The organism is Pseudomonas sp. NPDC088368, assembly GCF_044753445.1.
GTDB lineage: Bacteria > Pseudomonadota > Gammaproteobacteria > Pseudomonadales > Pseudomonadaceae > Aquipseudomonas > Aquipseudomonas bambusae.
Genome location: NZ_JBIVNG010000009.1, coordinates 184,866 through 202,601 on the forward strand (window position 1 = coordinate 184,866; position 17,736 = coordinate 202,601).

Sequence of the window (17,736 nt, forward strand, 5' to 3'; positions counted from 1 at the left end):
CCTTTGTCAGTCGTCGAGGTCTTCGAATAAGAGTTCTGCGATCCGTTGGGCCCTTGCAGGATCCGCCGACCATAGTGTACGGAAGGCTCTGGAACAGGCACTAAATGCGCTTTTCGGGCTGCACAGGGCCTCCGCGACTTTCATTTTTTTGCGTTGATAGGCGTCAGAACCGCTGGGGTCAAGTGCAAGACAGAGCCCGCGCAGGCAATCGGCGCGTCTGGATGTCAAATCCTGGCTGTTGAGCTGAAAGAACTCAATGTTGGTTATCGCGCGCTCATAGGCGGGGCCTTGTGGGTGCGCCGGTATGGCGAGTACCCCGTCGAAGGTGATGATGTCCTCGGGATCATCGGGGTCTACCGACGATATCGGGTAAAGCAGCAGCGCAGCCTCACTCTGCATGGTTTGGGGTGACTGGCTGTTGAAGTCACGGGGGCCACGAACCGGAAAGTAGTTGGCCTTCAGCGTCGAATTGCAGCGGGTACAGGCGATCGCGTAATTCAGGTGATGGTAGGCGAGGCGGAAATACCCTATGGCACTGGCCGCTCCGGTTGGCCAGTCATGGGTGAAGTCTTTCCAGCGGGCAATCGCTCGGTTTGGCCATGCCTTGACGCTCGACTTGGGGCGATAATGCTCGACTTCATGCACCTTGCTCGCCAGTGCAGAGCCTTGAAGCCTGGTTTCGCAGTACGCACATTTTTCATGTTGCAACTCGATGTAGACCTGCTTGATCGTGCCCCAGAAGTCATTGCCGTCCAGGTACTGACCCGCGTCGACAAATGCTTGAGTCCGTTCCGCCGCCGCGCCCATCCATTTGGGGGAGAGCAGGTTGATGCGTGCTATCAGTTCCTGTTCGGTGATGGGGTAGCGGATCACTCTTTGGATTCCGTCGTTTTTTTGAGCGCCCGGTTGATGGCCGCAGCAGGCAACCCACTGGTTTTTGAGGCTGAACGGGTATCTCCTCGTTTCGCGGCCATCCCACGGGACATAACTTTCAGATAATTGAGCGCCGCGTCCGGGTCTCCTGCCTCCGCGCGTCTGGCCAACTCACTGAGGGTTTCGGCGGCCAGGGCTGAGCGCGTGGTGTCCAGCCCGAAATAAGGGGAAAGCAGGATCTGATCAGAGTTTTTGCCCTGAACGATTTCCGGCAGGCGTTTGATCACACTCGCCGCTTCCTCTTGATCGTATTCCAGTACATAAAGATTGTTCGACGACAGCGACCCCACGACCAGCGGGCTGTGGGTCGTCAGAATGAACTGGATGTTGGGCAGCGCTGCGGCAAGCGTAGGCACCACCGTGCGTTGCCACTCGGGGTGCAAATGCAGGTCGATTTCATCGACCATTACCACCCCTCGTGTCTGATTCAACCGCTCACCGGACCTGACACCCTGGCAGATGTGAAACAGCATGTCGCCGATCCAGCCGATGTACCCACGGAATCCGTCCGACAGCGCACGGAACGGCAGGGCGATGCCGTTCATTTCAAACAAATGCTCAAACCCGTCTCGGGTCCGCGATGCCGCAGGCTGAATCTGGCAATGGTCGGGCAGCAGCTTGTTGATCAGGGTGATCACTTGCTTGTAACGCCCTTTGCTCTGCTCGGCAAAAGCAGGCAGCCAATAGGAAAGCGGCATCAGCGACATGTGCTCTTCGAACAAGCCCGCGACCCGTTCATAACGCCGCAGCCTGGACTTCATCCGCGCACTGCCATCGACTTGAGACGAGGCTTCAACCCGGCGCGTGGCGCCATAGCCCACGACGAAAAATGCTGGGCTAGCCTCATCAAATTGAAGGTTTTCGGCTGATTCCGCCGTGGAATTGGGAGAGACCGACCAGTCGAGCTTTTCAGTAGAGCTCAGCGTGCGAATGTGTGTCGTCATCGAAAAGTGGCTGGGCATTGGCCAGTCGCCCGCGTCCGACAGTTCGCTCTCGGTCGAACGGACGGTTGCCGTTAGCTCTGCCGGTTCCGGACGGTCCAGATTGACCTTGCCAGCCTTTCTGGCAGGTGGACGCCGTACGAGGCCTTCAGAAACGAAACCAGAGGAGCCGCTGAGCAAAGGTCCCAGCGTTGCCAGTGCTACCGCTCGCAAGACGCTGGTCTTGCCCAGTCCGTTGTCGCCCAGCAACACGTTCACATTTGGAAACTGCACGCCCTTCGTCTCAGGCAGATTGAATTCGATCTCGGCTTCTTTGAACGAGCGAAGGTTCTCTATCTGGAGTTTTTGAATGTGCATGGGTCACCTCTGGCGAAGGTCCGGATGTTAACAAACTCTGTCCCGGTGGGCATGTGAGGCTACGGGGCAGCCTGCCGATTCCAATATCGATACAACGGCTCCGCCAGGAACAGCACAAACAACAGCCGCATCACCTGCATGGCCGTCACCAGCGGCACCGACAGCTGAAGCACCTCAGCCGTCAGGCTCATTTCCGCAATCCCGCCGGGCATCATGCCCAAGGTCAGCGAACGCAGATCAAGGTGCGTCGCGGCACTCAGTATCCATGCGCACAGTGCCGCAATGCTCATGGTCAGCGCCGTGCCGATCAGGGTGCGTCCCATGAAGGAGGGCGCACGACGGAAGAAGGCTCGGTTGAAATGGCAACCCAGCCCGCTGCCGATCAGCCACTGGCCGATCTGACTGCCACCATTGGGCAACCCAATGTGCAGGTCGAAGCTGACGCTGACGATTGCACTCACCAGCAACGGGCCGAATAGCCACGGGTTGGGCTGCTTCAAGCGTTGCCAGCCCCACGCGACCAATGCGCCGACCGGGAACAGCAGCGCCAGCCAGGTCCAGTCCACCACCGTTGCGTGCGCGGGCGGTCCGCCGTTACCCATCAGGTATTTGAAGATCGCCGGTACGCACAGCACGACCGCCAAGACCCGCAGGCTCTGCCCCGCCGCGACGTTGCTGAGGGTTGCGCCATTACGCGCGCCGAGGTTGACCATCTCGCCCGACCCCCCAGGCATGCTGGAAAAGAACGCTGTGGCGCGGTCCTCCCCGGTACGCAGCATCAGCCATACGCCGACCACGCTGGAAATGCTGGTCACCAACGCGCCAATGAAGATCAGGCCGAAATGCGAGAGGACTTGTTCGATGACGACAGGAGTGAAGTGCAGGCCGATGCCGATGCCGACCACCCATTGGCCGCATTTGCGGCCGCCGGGGATTTCAGCCAACTGCCACGGGGTGAGGCAGCGGACCAGGATGATCGCCAGCAGCGAGCCGACCATCCAGGGCAACGGCCAGCCGACCTGACTGGCGAGGTAGCCCCCCAGCAGGCCGACCAGCGGCGTACCCCACCACGTTTTGAACGGCCGGTCAGACATCGGCCAGTGCGCGACGCTGAACGCTGCGCTTGCGCCAAATGCGGATCAGCGGCAGCACCAGCATGAACGCGGTCACGACCCACACGCCGAGGGTGATCGGGCTGGACCACAGAATCTCCAGCGAGCCGTTGGAGATCGACAGCGCGCGACGCAGGTTCTGCTCCATCAGTCCGCCGAGGATGAAGCCCAGCAGGATCGGCGACAGCGGGAAGTCCAGCTTGCGCAGGATGTAACCGAAGATGCCGATGCCGACCATCAGGAACAGGTCGAATGTGGTGGCGTGAACGGCGTAGACACCGATCCCCGTGATGATCGCAATGACTGGCACCAGCGCCCAGTTCGGCACGGCCAGGATGCGGGTGAAGATGCGGATCATCGGAATGTTGAGGATCACCAGCATGATGTTGGCGATGAACAACGATGCGATCAGGCCCCAGACGATGTCCGGTTGCTGTTGGAACAGCAGCGGGCCCGGCGTGATGTTGTACAGCGACAGCGCGCCGATCATCACGGCGGTGGTGCCTGAACCCGGGACGCCCAGGGTCAGCATCGGCACCAACGCGCCACAGGCAGTTGCGCCGATGGCAGTTTCAGGGGCTGCCAGACCGCGCATGTCGCCTTGTCCGAATTTTCCGCTCGCGCCTGCGATGCGTTTCTCGGTCATGTAGGTCACCGCGCTGGCCAGCGTCGCACCGGCACCCGGCAACACGCCCATGATGAAGCCCATCAGGCCGCAACGGATGTTGACGGTAAACACCGACGCCGCTTCCTTGAAGTTGAACATCATGCGCCCGGTGGCTTTTACCGCTTCCTGGCCGCGATGGGTTTTCTCCAGCAACAGCAGGATCTCGCTGATCGAGAACAGGCCCAGCACCAGCACGACGAACTGAATACCGTCAGCCAAATGGATGTTGTCGCCGGTAAAGCGGTACACACCGCTGTTGGCGTCGATGCCGATGCTCGACAGGAACAGGCCGATCAGCGCGGCGACGAAGGTCTTCAACGGTCGATCACCGGCCATGCCGCCCAAGCAGACGATGGCGAAGACCATCAGCACGAAATATTCCGCAGGCCCAAAGGCAATCGCCCATTTGGCCAGCAGCGGGGCAAACATCACCATGCCGCAGGTGGCGATGAACGCGCCGATGAACGAACTCCACGCCGACAGCGACAACGCCACGCCGGCCAGGCCCTGACGAGCCATCGGGTAGCCGTCCAGCGCGGTCATCACGGTGGACGCTTCACCAGGGATGTTCAGCAAAATCGAGCTGATGCGGCCGCCGTATTCGCAGCCCAGATAAACCGCTGCCAGGAGGATCAGGGCTGACTCAGGCGGCAGGCCGAGGGCGAACGCGATGGGAATCAGCAGTGCCACGCCGTTGATCGGGCCAAGGCCCGGCAGCAGGCCGACGATGGTGCCGATCAGGGTGCCGGAAAGGGCGGTGACCAGGTTGTACGGGGTCAATGCGACGCCGAAGCCCTGGCCGAGGTAACCGAGAGTGTCCATATCAGTTCTCCAGAACGTCGAGCAGGCCGAGGGGCAGAGGCACATCCATCACTTTGTCGAAGAGCACGTACAGCAAGATGCTCATCAGCGTGGTGATGACGATGCTCGGCAGCCAGCGACCGCCGTACAGCCGGGCCATGGGGATGCCGATCAGGATGCTGCTGAGCACGAAGCCCAGCGGCTCGAACAGACCGGCGAACACCAGCAACAGCACCGTGCAAATAGAAATCTTGATCAGGGTCGGGCGATCCAGCGGTGGCTCATCTTCGGAGTGCTTGATCGGGGTTGGGCGAATCAACATGTACAGCAGCGAGAGGCCCATCAGCCCTAACATGAGCAGCGGAAACGCTCGCGGGCCAACGGGTTCGTAGGAAAACGGGGCCTGATAAGGCCAGGCCATCAGCGCCAGGCCAATACAGGCCAACAGCAGCACGAAGGCAAACAGTCGTTGCAAGACCATAGGAAGCTCCTGGTCGCGCCACCGCGCAGGCGGCGCGACACGTAGTCAGTCAATGGAGAACCAGTCGTGGGGGTTCAATCACTGAATCAGGCCGAATTCCTTGGCCAGCATTTTGTAGTCGGCGACCTGCTTCTTCACGTAGGTGTCCAGCTCGGGGCCGGTCATGGCGAAGGGGAACAGTTCACGCTGATCGCGCAGCTTGGCGAAATCTTCGGAAGCCAGCAGCTTGTCGAAGGAAGCTTTCCACCAGTTGTATTCCTCGTCGGTCACTTTTGGCCCGAGGTAGAAGCCGCGCACCACGGGCCAGACGATGTCGTAGCCTTGCTCTTTGGCGGTGGGGATGTTCTTCATCTCCGGCTCGTCCAGACGCTGCTCGGAGAACACGGCCAGCAGGCGCATGTCGCCGCTGAGGATGTGCGGCATGGAGTCGGAAATGTCGGTGGAGCCGACCTGGATGTGGCCGCCGAGCAGGGCCGTGGCGATTTCACCGCCGCCTTCCAGGGCCACGTAGCGCAGGTCACGCGGGTTGATACCTGCGGCCTTGGCGATCAGCGCAGTTTGCATCCAGTCCTGGCTGCCGACGGTGCCGCCAGAGCCGATCACCACTTTGCTCGGGTCGGCTTTCAGCGCTTTGACCAGATCGTCGAGGTTCTTGTAAGGCGAATCGGCTTTCACGGCGATGGCGCCGTAGCTGGTGCCGACGGCCGCGAGCCAGCGCACGGCGTTTTCATCGAAACGACCGAATTTGCCTTGCGCCAGGTTCAGCAACGAGCCGCTCGACCACGCCACCAGCGTGCCCGCGTCGGCGGGGCGCTGAGCGACTACCGCGTTATACGCCACTGCGCCCACGCCGCCCGGCATGTAGGTCACGCGCATCGGTTTGCTCAGCAGCTTCTCGTTGACCAGCGCGCTTTGCACCAGTTTGCAGGTCAAGTCAAAGCCGCCACCGGGCGAAGCCGGGGCGATGCATTCAGGGCGGCCAGGCTCGGCAGCCCACAATTGAGTGGCCACCAGCATGCAGCTGGCGGCGACGCTGATACGGCGCAGTGATAGGTTCATGGTCAGTCTCCGGCGGAGTTGTTGTTTTTGGGTGTGAGTCGATCAGGCAATCGTTTCGCAGCGTGACGGGCCTGCGAACAGCAAAAACGGGGACGTGACGATGCACTGCGCCAAGCGGCGAAGTGTACTCAAAACAGGACGGTGTTCAGGCGGCGCAATGGCCGGGATGTGCAGTGATGGCATCACCGATGACTCCGATATTGTTTTTATTGTTGAAAACGCATCGAGGCGTTTTTCGTCACGACCCAGCGTTACGAAGGCAGCGCGAGGTGCAATCGTAACGAGGCGTGACCGAATCCTAATCAGCGAAGCTTTCAGCAACCTTTCAACTACCTTTCATGAACCTTTCGATGATTGTGTTTCCATTTTCATCGGCGGATTTTCAGACATTTCGCATCTCCACACCGGGTGCTGCGCCTGTAAACTCCGCCACCATTCAACGCCTCAAGGGAAGACATCCATGCGTGTCCTGCTCGTCGAAGACCATTTGCAACTGGCTGAAAGCGTCGCGCTGGCGCTCAAGGGCAGCGGGCTGACCGTGGACGTGTTGCACGACGGCGTGGCCGCTGACCTGGCGCTGAGCAGCGAGGAATACGCCGTGGCAATTCTCGACGTCGGCCTGCCGCGCATGGACGGTTTTGAAGTGCTGGCCAAACTGCGCGCGCGGGGCAAAAACACCCCGGTGCTGATGCTCACCGCCCGCAGCGACGTCAAGGATCGTGTGCACGGCCTGAACCTGGGGGCCGACGATTACCTCGCTAAACCTTTCGAATTGTCCGAGCTCGAAGCGCGGGTAAAAGCCCTGCTGCGGCGCAGCGTCCTGGGCGGCGAACGTCAGCAGCGTTGCGGGGTGTTGGTCTACGATCTCGACACGCGGCGTTTCACTCTGGGTGACGACGCCATGACCCTGACTTCCCGCGAGCAATCTGTGCTCGAAGCGCTGATCGCCCGACCCGGCCGGGTCATGAGCAAGGAACAACTCGCCGCGCAGGTCTTTGGCCTGGATGAAGAGGCGAGTGCCGACGCCATCGAGATTTACGTTCACCGCCTGCGCAAGAAGCTCGACGGGCATCCGATTGCCATCGTGACCTTCCGTGGGCTGGGCTATCTGCTGGAAAGCCGCGATGCTTAACCCGTTTCCTTCAGCGGAAAACAGCCTGCGCTGGCGCCTGCTGTGGAACCTGGGTTTGCTGCTGGTGGTGCTAATGATCGCCAGTGGCATGAGCGCTTACTGGAACGGGCGCGAAGCGGCTGACACGGCCTACGACCGGACGTTGCTGGCCTCGGCGCGGACCATCGCGGCGGGGTTGTCCGAGCGCGACGGCTCCCTCAGTGCCGACGTGCCTTACGTTGCCCTCGACACCTTCGCCTATGACAGTGCGGGACGCATTTACTATCAGGTCAACGACATCAACCAAAAGCTGATTTCCGGTTATGAAAACCTGCCCGCACCGCCGCCCGGCACGCCGCGTACCGACGATTATCCCGCCCTGGCCAAGTTCTACAGCGCGCGTTATCAGGGGCAAGATGTGCGCGTGGTGAGCCTCCTCAAAGCGGTCAGTGAGCCGAACATGAACGGCATTGCCGAAATCCGCGTGGCCGAAACCGAAGAGCAGCGGGTCAACATGGCCCGAGGTTTGATGGCCGACACCTTGCTGCGTCTCGGCATGCTTGGCAGCGGCGCGCTGCTGCTGGTGTGGTTCACGGTCAGTGCCGCATTACGCCCGCTGGACCGGCTGCGCACGGCCGTGGAAGAGCGTCAGCCCGACGACCTGCGTTCATTGCCAATGGTGCAGGTGCAGCATGAACTGCGTCCGTTGGTGAGTTCGCTCAATCACTTCACCGAGCGGCTGCGCATGCAATTCGAGCGTCAGGCGCAGTTCATCGCCGATGCCGCCCATGAGTTGCGAACCCCGCTGGCCGCGCTCAAGGCCAGAGTTGAATTGGGGCTACGAGATCAGGAACCCGCTGCCTGGCGCAGCACGCTGGAAAGCGCCGCGTCCGGCACTGACAAGCTGACCCATTTGGCGAATCAATTGTTATCGCTGGCGCGGATCGAAAACGGTGCCCGGGCCATTGCAGAAGGTGGAGCCCAGCTGCTCGACCTCAGCCAATTGGCTCGGGAACTGGGCATGGCGATGGCACCGCTGGCACACAAGCGAGGTGTTGCGCTGGCGCTGGAAGCCGACGAGCCGGTGTGGATGAAAGGTGAGCCCACGTTGCTCAACGAGCTGTTGAGTAACCTGGTCGATAACGCGCTCGCGCATACGCCGCCGGGAGGCAATGTGGTGCTTCGTGTGCATTCGCCCTGCGTGCTGGAGGTCGAAGACGATGGCCCCGGCATACCGCTGCACGAGCGTGACCGGGTATTCGAGCGCTTTTATCGGCGCAATCAGCAAAGCGCGGGATCAGGCTTGGGGTTGGCGATTGTCGGCGAGATCTGTCGAGCGCACTTGGCGCAGATCACGTTGCATGACGGGGTAGAGCGGGGCTTGAAAGTGCGAGTGACGTTCGCGACGTCAGAGCTTGAAACACGCTGAACGTCTGTCTCGATACGGCTCTGTGGGGGCGAATCTACTCGCTCCCACAAGTCTTTGTCCCGCAGGTCGATTAGCGGCTAGTAAAGCAGCGTCATTGCGTCGTTCATCTGCCCGATCAACCCGCCATCGGCCATGTTCAGCCCCAGCTGTTTGACGGCTGGCATGTTCTGCACATCCAGATTGGGGTAGGGACGGCTGGTGGCTTCATGCACGTGCACGGTCGCGACCTGGACCAAATCCACGTAATCGGCCTGTTCTGATATCCGGCCGAAATTCTGGAACTGTCGCGGCACGATGGCCAACGCCTCTGGAAAGTCCCACGACCGCAGCAGTCGCTCGCCAATGATCGGGTGAATGCGTTCAATCACATGATTGAGGCTCACGGCGTCGGCCAGCAGCTCGAAGTTGTCTTCGGCATAAGTCAGGATCGGCAATACGCCAATGAGGTGAATCAAGCCGGCGAGGGTGGCCTTGTCAGCCTTCAAATGACCTCGCTGATGACTCAAGAGGTTGCTGACCCCGGCAACTTGCAGGCTCAGTTTCCAGATGTCACGCATTTTGGTTTCAACCACTTCGGACTTGGCGTGAAACATCTGCTCCACCACAAGGCCGATCGCCAGGTTGCAACTGTAGTTAACCCCCAACCGGCGGACCGCGGTCAGCACGTCGCTGACCTCGAAGCTGGGGCGCAGCAATGGACTGTTGACGACTTTGATCAGGCGAGCGGAAAGGGCGGTATCGCTACCGATGACCTTGCTCAAGGCAATGATGCTGATTTCCGAATCTTCGGCAGCCAGCCGAATCTTCAGCGCAACTTCAGGAAGCGTCGGCAGAAACAGGGCGTCCTTGTCGATCGCCCGGATCAGATCCCTCTGCACCTCGTCAGCCATACTACTCATATTGGATCTCTGGATAAGGCATTCCGGTCAGCACCCCGTAAACGCGACGGCGAGGGGCAGACAACGACGGCTCAACGCTGTGTCTCCAGTTTGGCATCCAAAGTGTACGGGAGTTCGCCGAGCTGCAACGCAATACCGTCCGCTGTGCCAAGACGGATATTGCCGTCTTCCACGGCGTCCGCCTGCAAGACGGCCAGCAGCTCGATGCCCGAGGCTGATCGAGCCGCCATGACCACGTTACCGACTGCGCTGGCGTGAACCGGAGAAAACAGCGCAACGCCTGGCTCGGGCACTTCGCTGCCCTCAAGCGACAGGTGATATTGGCGTCGCTTGAGTTTGCCCAGGTACTGCATCCGCGCCACGATTTCCTGGCCGGTGTAGCAACCTTTCTTGAAGCTGACGCCACCCACAGCCTGCAGGTTGATCATCTGCGGGATGAATTCTTCCCGAGTCTGCGCGAACACTTGCCCGATACCGGCGCGAATCTGACCCAGCAGCCAGTCATTGAGCGAACCTTCGGACAGTTGTTCCGCCAGACGACCGCGTACCTCCGACGCCTGATCAGCACGAACCCAGAGTTCGGCGCGGCCAGAGGAGACGCGAATGGCGATCAGGTCATTGGCACGCACTACCGAATCGGTCGTCTCAGGCAAATCCAGGCCCAGGCTGACCAGCGCGTTGTCGGCATGGCGCAGGCCGAAACGAACCCAGGCGGCGCTTTCGTCATTTAACTTGGATTTGGAGAAAACGGCGTATTTTCTCAGGTCGAGCAGCTGCGGTTCGATCAACTCGCTGGCCATGGCCAGCAGCACGCCATCACCCTCCAACAGAATGCGGAAGCTGGACTGCATACGCCCTTTTTGCGTGCAGCGGGCACCCAGCGTGGCAGTCGCCTCGCTCTGATAGTCCATGTTGCAGGTCAATTGGCCCTGCAGGAATTTGCTGGCGTCCACGCCGCGAACGGCCAGTACACCTTCGTGGGAGAGTGGGCAGAAAAAAGCTGAATCGGCCATGGTTCATCGCAGGGGTAAAAGTCTGGGGCACCATCATAGTGCCCTGTCTCGTTTATGGGTATATGCAATGCATTGCGACTAAACGCGGGTTCGCCGCTCGCGGGCTCCCCTGTATACTCGCCGCCAAATTCGAGGAGCGCCCCATGGTCGAAGAAATTGAACTCAACCGCCTCTTCTGGCATAGCCGCCGCGGCATGCTCGAACTGGATGTGCTGCTAGTGCCGTTTGTCAGAGAAGTCTATCCATCGCTCAACGACGTTGACCGTGCGCTCTATGTCCGTCTGCTGACGTGCGAGGACCAGGACATGTTCGTCTGGTTCATGCAGCGCGGGGAATCGGAAGATCCGGAGTTGCAGCGCATGGTTCGCATGATTCTGGACCGTGTCCAGCCGAAGTGATTGCTTCGAATGCCGTTGGCAACGCTCTCGGGCCTTGCTGACGGCATACCTCGGCGCTCAGGCGCTCGCGTTGATCTGCCTCTTTTTCCTGAGTCTCCCCGTTTGGGCCATTTTGCTAGGCGCGTTGCTGTGCGTGCTTCATGGCTTTCATTGCGTGCCGACGTCGATTCTGTTGAGCGGTGCCCGAGCGTTCACCGGGCTGCGTCGGGACGACACCGGATGGCATTTATGGAACGAGCGGGTAGGTTGGCAGCCAGTTCAGTTGCGTCCGGACAGTCTCGCGTTACCTCACATGATCGTGCTGAGGTTTCGCCTGCCGGGCGGTGGCTGGCTGAGTCGTATGTGGGTCAGGAGCCTGTGCATTCCCAGCGACAGTCTGGCGCCGGACACCCACCGACGCCTGCGTTTGCGCTTGAAATTCAGTCGGCGAAGGTGGGCGGCACCAGAATAGTGTCCACGGCCTCGGGCAGCATGTCCGGGTAATCCAGCGTGTAATGCAGCCCGCGGCTTTCCTTGCGCGCCATGGCCGAGGCAATCATCAGTTCGGCGACTTGGGCCAGGTTGCGGAGCTCGATCAGGTCTCGACTGACTTTGTAATTGCTGTAGAACTCGTCGATTTCGTCCAACAGCAATCGCACCCGGTGCTGGGCGCGCTGTAAGCGCTTGTTGGTGCGCACGATACCGACGTAGTCCCACATGAAGCGGCGCAGCTCATCCCAGTTGTGGGCGATGATCACGTCCTCGTCCGAGTCCGTCACCTGACTCGCGTCCCAGAACGGCAAGTCCGCTGGCTGCTTGATAGCCCCAAGCTGCGTGATGATGTCGTTCGCCGCCGAGCGGGCGTAGACGAAGCATTCCAGCAGCGAATTGCTGGCCATTCGGTTGGCGCCGTGCAGTCCGGTGAAGCTGGTTTCGCCGATGGCATATAACCCCGGCACGTCGGTGCGGCCGTGCTGGTCAACCACGACGCCGCCGCAGGTGTAATGCGCGGCTGGCACCACTGGAATGGGTTCGTGGGTGATGTCGATACCGAATTCCAGACACCGTTCATAAACAGTCGGGAAGTGAGATTTGATGAAATCTTCGGGCTTGTGGCTGATGTCGAGATAAACGCAGTCGACCCCCAGACGTTTCATTTCATGGTCAATCGCCCGTGCGACGATGTCTCGTGGGGCCAGCTCGGCGCGCTCGTCGAACCGCTGCATGAAGCGTTCGCCATTCGGCAACTTTAAAAACGCCCCTTCGCCACGCAGGGCCTCGGTTACCAGAAAACTCTTGGCCTGCGGGTGATAAAGGCAGGTCGGGTGAAACTGATTGAATTCCAGATTGCCAACCCGGCAACCCGAACGCCACGCCATGGCGATGCCGTCACCGCAGGCGCCGTCAGGGTTGCTGGTGTAGAGATAAACCTTCGCCGCACCGCCTGATGCCAGAATCGTGAAGCGCGCGCTGTGCGTATCGACTTCGCCAGTGGCGCGATCCAGCACGTAGGCGCCCAGGCAGCGCTCGCCATCCTGCCCCAATCGACGCTCGGTGATCAGGTCGACGGCGACCCGCTGTTCCAGCAATTCAATGTTCGGCCGCGCCTGTGCTTGTGCCAGCAGGGTGCGAAAAATAGCAGCGCCGGTCGCGTCAGCGGCGTGAATGATCCGGCGATGGCTGTGGCCGCCTTCGCGGGTCAGGTGAAACTCGAAACCGCCATCCACGACGGCCGACTGATCGTCGCGGGTGAAGGGTACGCCTATGTCGATCAGCCACTGAATGGCCTCACGGCTGTGTTCAACGGTGAATCGCACCGCTTCCTCATTGCACAGGCCGCCCCCGGCATTAAGAGTGTCTTCAACGTGGGATTGAACGGTGTCTGTGTTGTCCAGCACCGCCGCCACGCCGCCTTGCGCCCAAAAAGTCGAGCCATTGGCCAGATTGCCTTTGCTCAAGACCGCGATGCGCAAATGATCGGGCAGGGTCAACGCCAAGCTCAATCCGGCGGCACCGCTGCCGATCACCAAAACGTCGTGCTGAAAGTGTCGGCTCATTTCTTCTTATCTCGGCTTCTATATGGCCACTAGTATGTAAGGAGTGGTAACGGCACAATGGCTGGGATTTTATGGCAATTGTGAATCACAGCGGGGGCGGATTGTGCGCTACTCCGCGGCACCGTGCATACCGTTTGGCGGGCGAATTCAATGTCAGCGCTGCGTTCGAATTGGATCCTACAAACCTGCGGTGCGTGTCTTACAGCCCTCAACGAAATATGGGAACTTTTCATGAAGCCCCACGTTCAATAGAGGGTTGCCGATAAAGGGACAGCGTCGGCGTAGCGCAAAGAGGGTTCATCCCTCCGCGCAAGCGCTTTCGACGACAAGATTATTCACGCAGCCGACCTGGTTCGAGCTGCGTTTTTCGTGCGGGCTACCGACGCTCGCCGGAAACTTGCTTGAAGGGGGGAGAACTTTTGCGAAAAGCCCGAGTCTATGTTTGCAAGCCTGTGAAGCAGCCTCTGCGACACTCCTTTGAGCTCTATGAGGAGTGTTCATGCTAACCCAGGAAGAGGATCAGCAACTGGTCGAACGCGTACAGCGCGGCGACAAGCGAGCCTTTGATCTGCTAGTGGTGAAATATCAGCACAAGATTCTTGGGTTGATCGTGAGGTTCGTTCACGACACCCACGAAGCCCAGGATGTCGCGCAAGAGGCTTTTATCAAGGCTTACCGTGCGCTTGGGAACTTCCGCGGCGACAGTGCGTTTTATACGTGGCTGTACCGCATCGCCATTAACACGGCGAAGAATTATCTGGTGTCGCGAGGTCGGCGACCGCCGGACAGCGATGTCAGATCTGAAGACGCGGAGTTCTACGACGGCGATCATGGCCTCAAGGACATCGAGTCGCCGGAACGTGCATTGTTAAGGGATGAGATCGAAGGCACCGTCCATCGGACCATCCAGCTACTGCCAGAAGATTTGCGTACAGCTCTAACTTTGCGTGAGTTTGACGGTCTGAGTTACGAAGACATTGCGAGCGTGATGCAGTGTCCGGTTGGTACCGTGCGCTCTCGCATTTTCCGCGCTCGGGAAGCCATTGATAAAGCCCTGCAGCCTTTGTTGCAGGAAACCTGAGACAGCGGCGATAGCCATATGAGAGGAACCGCCATGAGTCGTGAAGCCCTGCAGGAATCGCTGTCCGCGGTGATGGATAACGAAGCGGACGAATTGGAATTACGTCGGGTGCTCAACGCAATCGACGATGCGGATACACGTGCCACATGGTCGCGTTATCAAATTGCTCGTGCGGCAATGCATAAAGAACTGCTGATGCCTCATCTGGACATCTCGGCTGCTGTTTCCGCCGCGATTGCCGACGAAGTCAGCCCGCTGAAGGCCGGTCGTGGTCCTTGGCGTACGTTGGGACGCTTGGCGGTAGCCGCTTCGGTCACTGTCGCCGTGCTGGCTGGCGTGCGTCTTTACAACCAGGACGAGATCGCTGGTGCACAACTGGCGCAGCAATCGGCACAGCCGACCAACATCGCAATGCCTCAAGTAAAAGGCCCTGCGGTGCTGGCGGGTTACACCGAAAGCGAGCAAGCCCCGGGCCCGATGGCCAGCGGAGTGTTGCAGAATCAGGCTGGCTGGCACGATCAGCGTCTGCCTGGGTATCTGCGTCAACATGCTCAGCAAGCTGCGTTGAAAGGCACTGAAAGCGCACTGCCATACGCACGCGCCGCCAGCCTGGAAAACCGTTAAGGAGGATCATGCGCGCCATCCCTCTAGTGCCGCTTCTGCTTGGTGGATGGCTGGTCCTTCCCGTTCATGCCGATGATGCGCAAGACCAGCTCAAGCGTCTTGCGCAGGCAGAACAGCAGCAAAGCTTTCAAGGCACCTTCGTTTACGAACGCAATGGAAGTTTCTCTACTCACCGGATTTGGCATCGCGTTGCCGATGGCAAGGTCAGTGAGCATTTGCTTCAGCTCGATGGTTCCGCTCAAGAGGTGCTGCGCGTCGATGGGGTAACCCAATGCGTCAGCGGTACCCTTGAGGCGGGCGTGTCGAACCTCCCTGACTCCCCTGCTCACGCCTTCGATGCTGCAAAGCTGTCGGCGTGGTATGACATGAAGGTGGCTGGAAGCTCCCGTGTCGCGGGACGTCCGGCCACAGTCGTCACGTTGACGCCCCGCGATCAGCATCGCTATGGCATCGAGCTGCACCTGGATAACCAGACCGGATTGCCTCTCAAATCGCTGTTGTTGAGCGACAAAGGGCAACTGCTGGAGCGTTTCCAGTTTACCGAGCTCAATTCGGCAGACCCATTGACGGACCAGATGCTTCAGCCCAGCGCTGATTGCAAAACCGTTACGGTGGCGAAAACCAAACCGGAGCCGCAAAAGCAGCAAGTCGCGTGGCATTCCGACTGGTTGCCGCCCGGCTTTGAGCTCAGCAACGCCGCTGCGCGTAAAGATCCGGACTCCAAGACGCTGGTCACCAGTCTCATGTATGACGACGGCTTGGCCCGCTTCTCGGTATTCATCGAGCCCGTGAGTGGCGCGGCGGTGACTGACATTCGCACCCAATTAGGCCCGACTGTCGCTGTCTCACGTCGCTTGACCACCCCCAAGGGTGACGCAATGGTGACTGTAGTGGGCGAAATCCCGATCGGTACGGCCGAGCGTATTGCCCTGTCGATGCGCAATGATCCTGCCACCTCCTCTGCTGGCAGCAAGGCGTCCGGGGCGACCAGCAAGAACTGACTCCAACCGGTGTATGCCCTGCATGAAAAAGGTTTCATGCAGGGCGTTATCATCCGCCAGCCACGCAAACGCGGGCTTTGATCGAGACGCTGAAATGTTTGGTCAGCTTTGCAGGTTGCAATCCCACTCTTTTTTTTCTATAGGTCACAGCCTCTTGGCTCTGGCCTTTTGTTGTTTCAGCTTTCAGAAAGCTGAAAGAGCGTAAAACTGGCTGAGAGTGATGCTCTGAGCAACACTGCCAGATGCAGATGCTCCTCGAACCTGTTGGGTTCGTACCGCTTAACCATGCTCGTTGTGAACGGGAGCCGTATGTCGATACCACGCTTGAAAACTTATCTGTCCTGGATGGCCGCCGTGCTGATGCTCGGTCAGGTCCTCACTGCGCAGGCAGAAGCCCTGCCGGACTTTACATCTTTGGTGGAGCAGGCTTCGCCTGCCGTCGTCAACATCAGTACCCGCCAGAAACTGCCGGACCGCTCCGTGGCGAAGGGGCAGATGCCTGATCTGGAAGGCCTGCCGCCGATGCTCCGCGAGTTCCTTGAGCGCAGCATGCCGCCGGGTTCGCGTCCGCCAGGATCAGGCTCGGGCAAAGGCGATCGTCAACGTGAAGCGCAGTCCCTGGGCTCGGGCTTCATCATCTCCGCCGACGGCTTCATCCTGACCAACAACCACGTGATCGACGGTGCCGACGAAATTCTGGTGCGCCTTTCGGATCGCAGCGAAATGAAAGCAAAGCTGATCGGCACCGACCCCCGTACTGACGTGGCCGTCCTGAAGATCGATGGCAAAGACTTGCCGACCGTCAAGCTCGGTAACTCGGACAAGCTGAAAGTGGGCGAGTGGGTGCTGGCCATTGGCTCGCCGTTCGGTTTCGACCACTCGGTCACCAAAGGCATTGTCAGCGCCAAGGGCCGCAGCCTGCCGAATGACACCTATGTGCCGTTCATTCAGACGGACGTAGCGATCAACCCCGGCAACTCGGGTGGTCCGCTGTTCAACATGGCCGGTGAGGTCGTGGGGATCAACTCGCAGATTTTCACCCGTTCCGGCGGTTTCATGGGCCTGTCCTTCGCGATCCCGATCGACGTGGCCATGGACGTTGCCAACCAGCTCAAGGCTAACGGCAAGGTCAATCGCGGCTGGCTGGGCGTTGTGATTCAGGAAGTGAACAAGGACCTGGCCGAGTCGTTCGGTCTGGACAAGCCGGCCGGTGCCCTGGTCGCGCAGGTGCTGGATGACGGTCCTGCCGCCAAAGCCGGTCTGCAGGTCGGTGACGTGATTCTCAGCGCCAACGGTACGCCGATCGTCATGTCCGCAGACTTGCCACACCTCATCGGCAACCTGAAAGACGGCAGCAAAGCCGAACTGGAAGTGATCCGCGACGGCAAGCGTCAGAAACTCACCGTGACCGTTGGCGCGCTGCCAGCAGAAGGCGAGGAGATGGGCGCTTCCGAGTCAGGTGTCGAGCGCAACAGCAACCGTCTGGGCGTTTCGGTCATTGACCTGACCGCCGAGCAGCTGAAGTCGATGGACCTGAAAGGCGGCGTTGCCATCAAGGATGTTCAGGACGGTCCTGCTTCGCTCATCGGCCTCCAGACGGGCGACGTGATCACTCACCTGAATAACCAGGCCATCACCTCGGCCAAGCAGTTCACCGACGTGGCCAAGGACCTGCCGAAGAATCGTTCGGTGTCGATGCGGGTGCTGCGTCAGGGCCGTGCGACGTTCATCACATTCAAACTGGCGGAATAATCAGCCAGACAGGGAAAAGGAGCGGCCTGGCCGCTCCTTTT

General features: G+C 59.9%; 17 protein-coding genes. 8 read left to right on the forward strand and 9 right to left on the reverse strand.

The window, feature by feature from the left end; translation table 11 throughout:
- Window positions 1–6: 6 nt before the first annotated feature.
- The 6 genes from ACIQAL_RS20640 to ACIQAL_RS20665 form a co-directional block, all read right to left on the reverse strand.
- Window positions 7–873: a hypothetical protein gene (locus ACIQAL_RS20640; protein ID WP_401148883.1), complete on the reverse strand. Its 867-nt coding sequence runs from the start codon at window positions 871–873 to the stop codon at window positions 7–9.
- The gene (locus ACIQAL_RS20645; protein ID WP_401148886.1) at window positions 870–2,231 is read right to left on the reverse strand and encodes an AAA family ATPase; all 1,362 of its coding nucleotides are present in this window, start codon (window positions 2,229–2,231) and stop codon (window positions 870–872) included. The genes ACIQAL_RS20640 and ACIQAL_RS20645 overlap by 4 nt, the downstream gene beginning before the upstream one ends.
- A gap of 59 nt (window positions 2,232–2,290) precedes the next feature.
- Window positions 2,291–3,325 (reverse strand): AbrB family transcriptional regulator, encoded by a 1,035-nt coding sequence (locus ACIQAL_RS20650; protein ID WP_401148889.1) that lies wholly within the window; start codon window positions 3,323–3,325, stop codon window positions 2,291–2,293.
- The gene (locus ACIQAL_RS20655; RefSeq protein WP_166596201.1) at window positions 3,318–4,832 is read right to left on the reverse strand and encodes a tripartite tricarboxylate transporter permease; all 1,515 of its coding nucleotides are present in this window, start codon (window positions 4,830–4,832) and stop codon (window positions 3,318–3,320) included. Before ACIQAL_RS20655 ends, ACIQAL_RS20650 begins: the two co-directional genes overlap by 8 nt.
- 1 nt (window position 4,833) lies before the next feature.
- Window positions 4,834–5,292: a tripartite tricarboxylate transporter TctB family protein gene (locus ACIQAL_RS20660; protein ID WP_401148893.1), complete on the reverse strand. Its 459-nt coding sequence runs from the start codon at window positions 5,290–5,292 to the stop codon at window positions 4,834–4,836.
- Between the two features lie 78 nt (window positions 5,293–5,370).
- On the reverse strand, window positions 5,371–6,357 hold the full coding sequence (locus ACIQAL_RS20665) for a Bug family tripartite tricarboxylate transporter substrate binding protein (RefSeq protein WP_401149302.1): 987 nt from the start codon (window positions 6,355–6,357) through the stop codon (window positions 5,371–5,373).
- Between the two features lie 454 nt (window positions 6,358–6,811).
- On the opposite strand from ACIQAL_RS20665, the gene ACIQAL_RS20670 reads away from it, so the two are divergent.
- Together ACIQAL_RS20670 and ACIQAL_RS20675 are read left to right on the forward strand one after the other, a co-directional pair.
- The gene (locus tag ACIQAL_RS20670; RefSeq protein WP_341962460.1) at window positions 6,812–7,483 is read left to right on the forward strand and encodes a response regulator; all 672 of its coding nucleotides are present in this window, start codon (window positions 6,812–6,814) and stop codon (window positions 7,481–7,483) included.
- Complete coding sequence (locus tag ACIQAL_RS20675; RefSeq protein WP_401148896.1) at window positions 7,476–8,891, forward strand: sensor histidine kinase; 1,416 nt, start codon at window positions 7,476–7,478, stop codon at window positions 8,889–8,891. Before ACIQAL_RS20670 ends, ACIQAL_RS20675 begins: the two co-directional genes overlap by 8 nt.
- Window positions 8,892–8,968: 77 nt before the next feature.
- Here the strand turns inward: ACIQAL_RS20675 and ACIQAL_RS20680 are convergent, their stop codons facing one another.
- Both ACIQAL_RS20680 and ACIQAL_RS20685 read right to left on the reverse strand, forming a co-directional pair.
- A complete protein-coding gene (locus ACIQAL_RS20680; RefSeq protein WP_166596205.1) occupies window positions 8,969–9,790 on the reverse strand; it encodes an HDOD domain-containing protein in 822 nt (273 codons plus the stop codon).
- A 71-nt stretch (window positions 9,791–9,861) separates the two neighbouring features.
- A complete protein-coding gene (locus ACIQAL_RS20685; RefSeq protein ID WP_401148898.1) occupies window positions 9,862–10,803 on the reverse strand; it encodes a YgfZ/GcvT domain-containing protein in 942 nt (313 codons plus the stop codon).
- A 143-nt stretch (window positions 10,804–10,946) separates the two neighbouring features.
- On the opposite strand from ACIQAL_RS20685, the gene ACIQAL_RS20690 reads away from it, so the two are divergent.
- Both ACIQAL_RS20690 and ACIQAL_RS20695 read left to right on the forward strand, forming a co-directional pair.
- The gene (locus tag ACIQAL_RS20690; protein WP_110950141.1) at window positions 10,947–11,201 is read left to right on the forward strand and encodes a succinate dehydrogenase assembly factor 2; all 255 of its coding nucleotides are present in this window, start codon (window positions 10,947–10,949) and stop codon (window positions 11,199–11,201) included.
- A complete protein-coding gene (locus ACIQAL_RS20695) occupies window positions 11,185–11,652 on the forward strand; it encodes a protein YgfX (protein WP_401148902.1) in 468 nt (155 codons plus the stop codon). Before ACIQAL_RS20690 ends, ACIQAL_RS20695 begins: the two co-directional genes overlap by 17 nt.
- Here the strand turns inward: ACIQAL_RS20695 and nadB are convergent.
- Window positions 11,621–13,237, reverse strand: a complete 1,617-nt coding sequence (gene nadB / locus ACIQAL_RS20700; protein WP_401148904.1) for an L-aspartate oxidase — start codon at window positions 13,235–13,237, stop codon at window positions 11,621–11,623. The genes ACIQAL_RS20695 and nadB overlap by 32 nt on opposite strands.
- Before the next feature lie 499 nt (window positions 13,238–13,736).
- Between nadB and rpoE the strand changes: the two genes are divergently transcribed.
- From rpoE to ACIQAL_RS20720, 4 genes are all read left to right on the forward strand, one after another.
- Entirely contained in the window at window positions 13,737–14,318 is a 582-nt protein-coding gene (gene rpoE, locus ACIQAL_RS20705) for an RNA polymerase sigma factor RpoE (protein WP_037014368.1), read from the forward strand.
- Between the two features lie 33 nt (window positions 14,319–14,351).
- Window positions 14,352–14,942 (forward strand): anti sigma-E factor RseA C-terminal domain-containing protein, encoded by a 591-nt coding sequence (locus ACIQAL_RS20710; protein WP_166596209.1) that lies wholly within the window; start codon window positions 14,352–14,354, stop codon window positions 14,940–14,942.
- Window positions 14,943–14,950: 8 nt separating this feature from the next.
- Entirely contained in the window at window positions 14,951–15,943 is a 993-nt protein-coding gene (locus ACIQAL_RS20715; RefSeq protein ID WP_401148907.1) for a MucB/RseB C-terminal domain-containing protein, read from the forward strand.
- A 315-nt stretch (window positions 15,944–16,258) separates the two neighbouring features.
- On the forward strand, window positions 16,259–17,695 hold the full coding sequence (locus ACIQAL_RS20720; protein ID WP_341964483.1) for a DegQ family serine endoprotease: 1,437 nt from the start codon (window positions 16,259–16,261) through the stop codon (window positions 17,693–17,695).
- The last annotated feature ends 41 nt before the right edge of the window (window positions 17,696–17,736 follow it).

Bases quoted from the DNA above. Each gene is read 5' to 3' on its own strand.
- ACIQAL_RS20645 (WP_401148886.1), bottom strand. From the start codon at position 2,231: ATGCACATTCAAAAACTCCAGATAGAGAACCTTCGCTCGTTCAAAGAA.
- ACIQAL_RS20650 (WP_401148889.1), bottom strand. From the start codon at position 3,325: ATGTCTGACCGGCCGTTCAAAACGTGGTGGGGTACGCCGCTGGTCGGC.
- ACIQAL_RS20655 (WP_166596201.1), bottom strand. From the start codon at position 4,832: ATGGACACTCTCGGTTACCTCGGCCAGGGCTTCGGCGTCGCATTGACC.
- ACIQAL_RS20660 (WP_401148893.1), bottom strand. From the start codon at position 5,292: ATGGTCTTGCAACGACTGTTTGCCTTCGTGCTGCTGTTGGCCTGTATT.
- ACIQAL_RS20670 (WP_341962460.1), top strand. From the start codon at position 6,812: ATGCGTGTCCTGCTCGTCGAAGACCATTTGCAACTGGCTGAAAGCGTC.
- ACIQAL_RS20675 (WP_401148896.1), top strand. From the start codon at position 7,476: ATGCTTAACCCGTTTCCTTCAGCGGAAAACAGCCTGCGCTGGCGCCTG.
- ACIQAL_RS20680 (WP_166596205.1), bottom strand. From the start codon at position 9,790: ATGAGTAGTATGGCTGACGAGGTGCAGAGGGATCTGATCCGGGCGATC.
- ACIQAL_RS20685 (WP_401148898.1), bottom strand. From the start codon at position 10,803: ATGGCCGATTCAGCTTTTTTCTGCCCACTCTCCCACGAAGGTGTACTG.
- ACIQAL_RS20690 (WP_110950141.1), top strand. From the start codon at position 10,947: ATGGTCGAAGAAATTGAACTCAACCGCCTCTTCTGGCATAGCCGCCGC.
- nadB (WP_401148904.1), bottom strand. From the start codon at position 13,237: ATGAGCCGACACTTTCAGCACGACGTTTTGGTGATCGGCAGCGGTGCC.
- rpoE (WP_037014368.1), top strand. From the start codon at position 13,737: ATGCTAACCCAGGAAGAGGATCAGCAACTGGTCGAACGCGTACAGCGC.
- ACIQAL_RS20710 (WP_166596209.1), top strand. From the start codon at position 14,352: ATGAGTCGTGAAGCCCTGCAGGAATCGCTGTCCGCGGTGATGGATAAC.
- ACIQAL_RS20715 (WP_401148907.1), top strand. From the start codon at position 14,951: ATGCGCGCCATCCCTCTAGTGCCGCTTCTGCTTGGTGGATGGCTGGTC.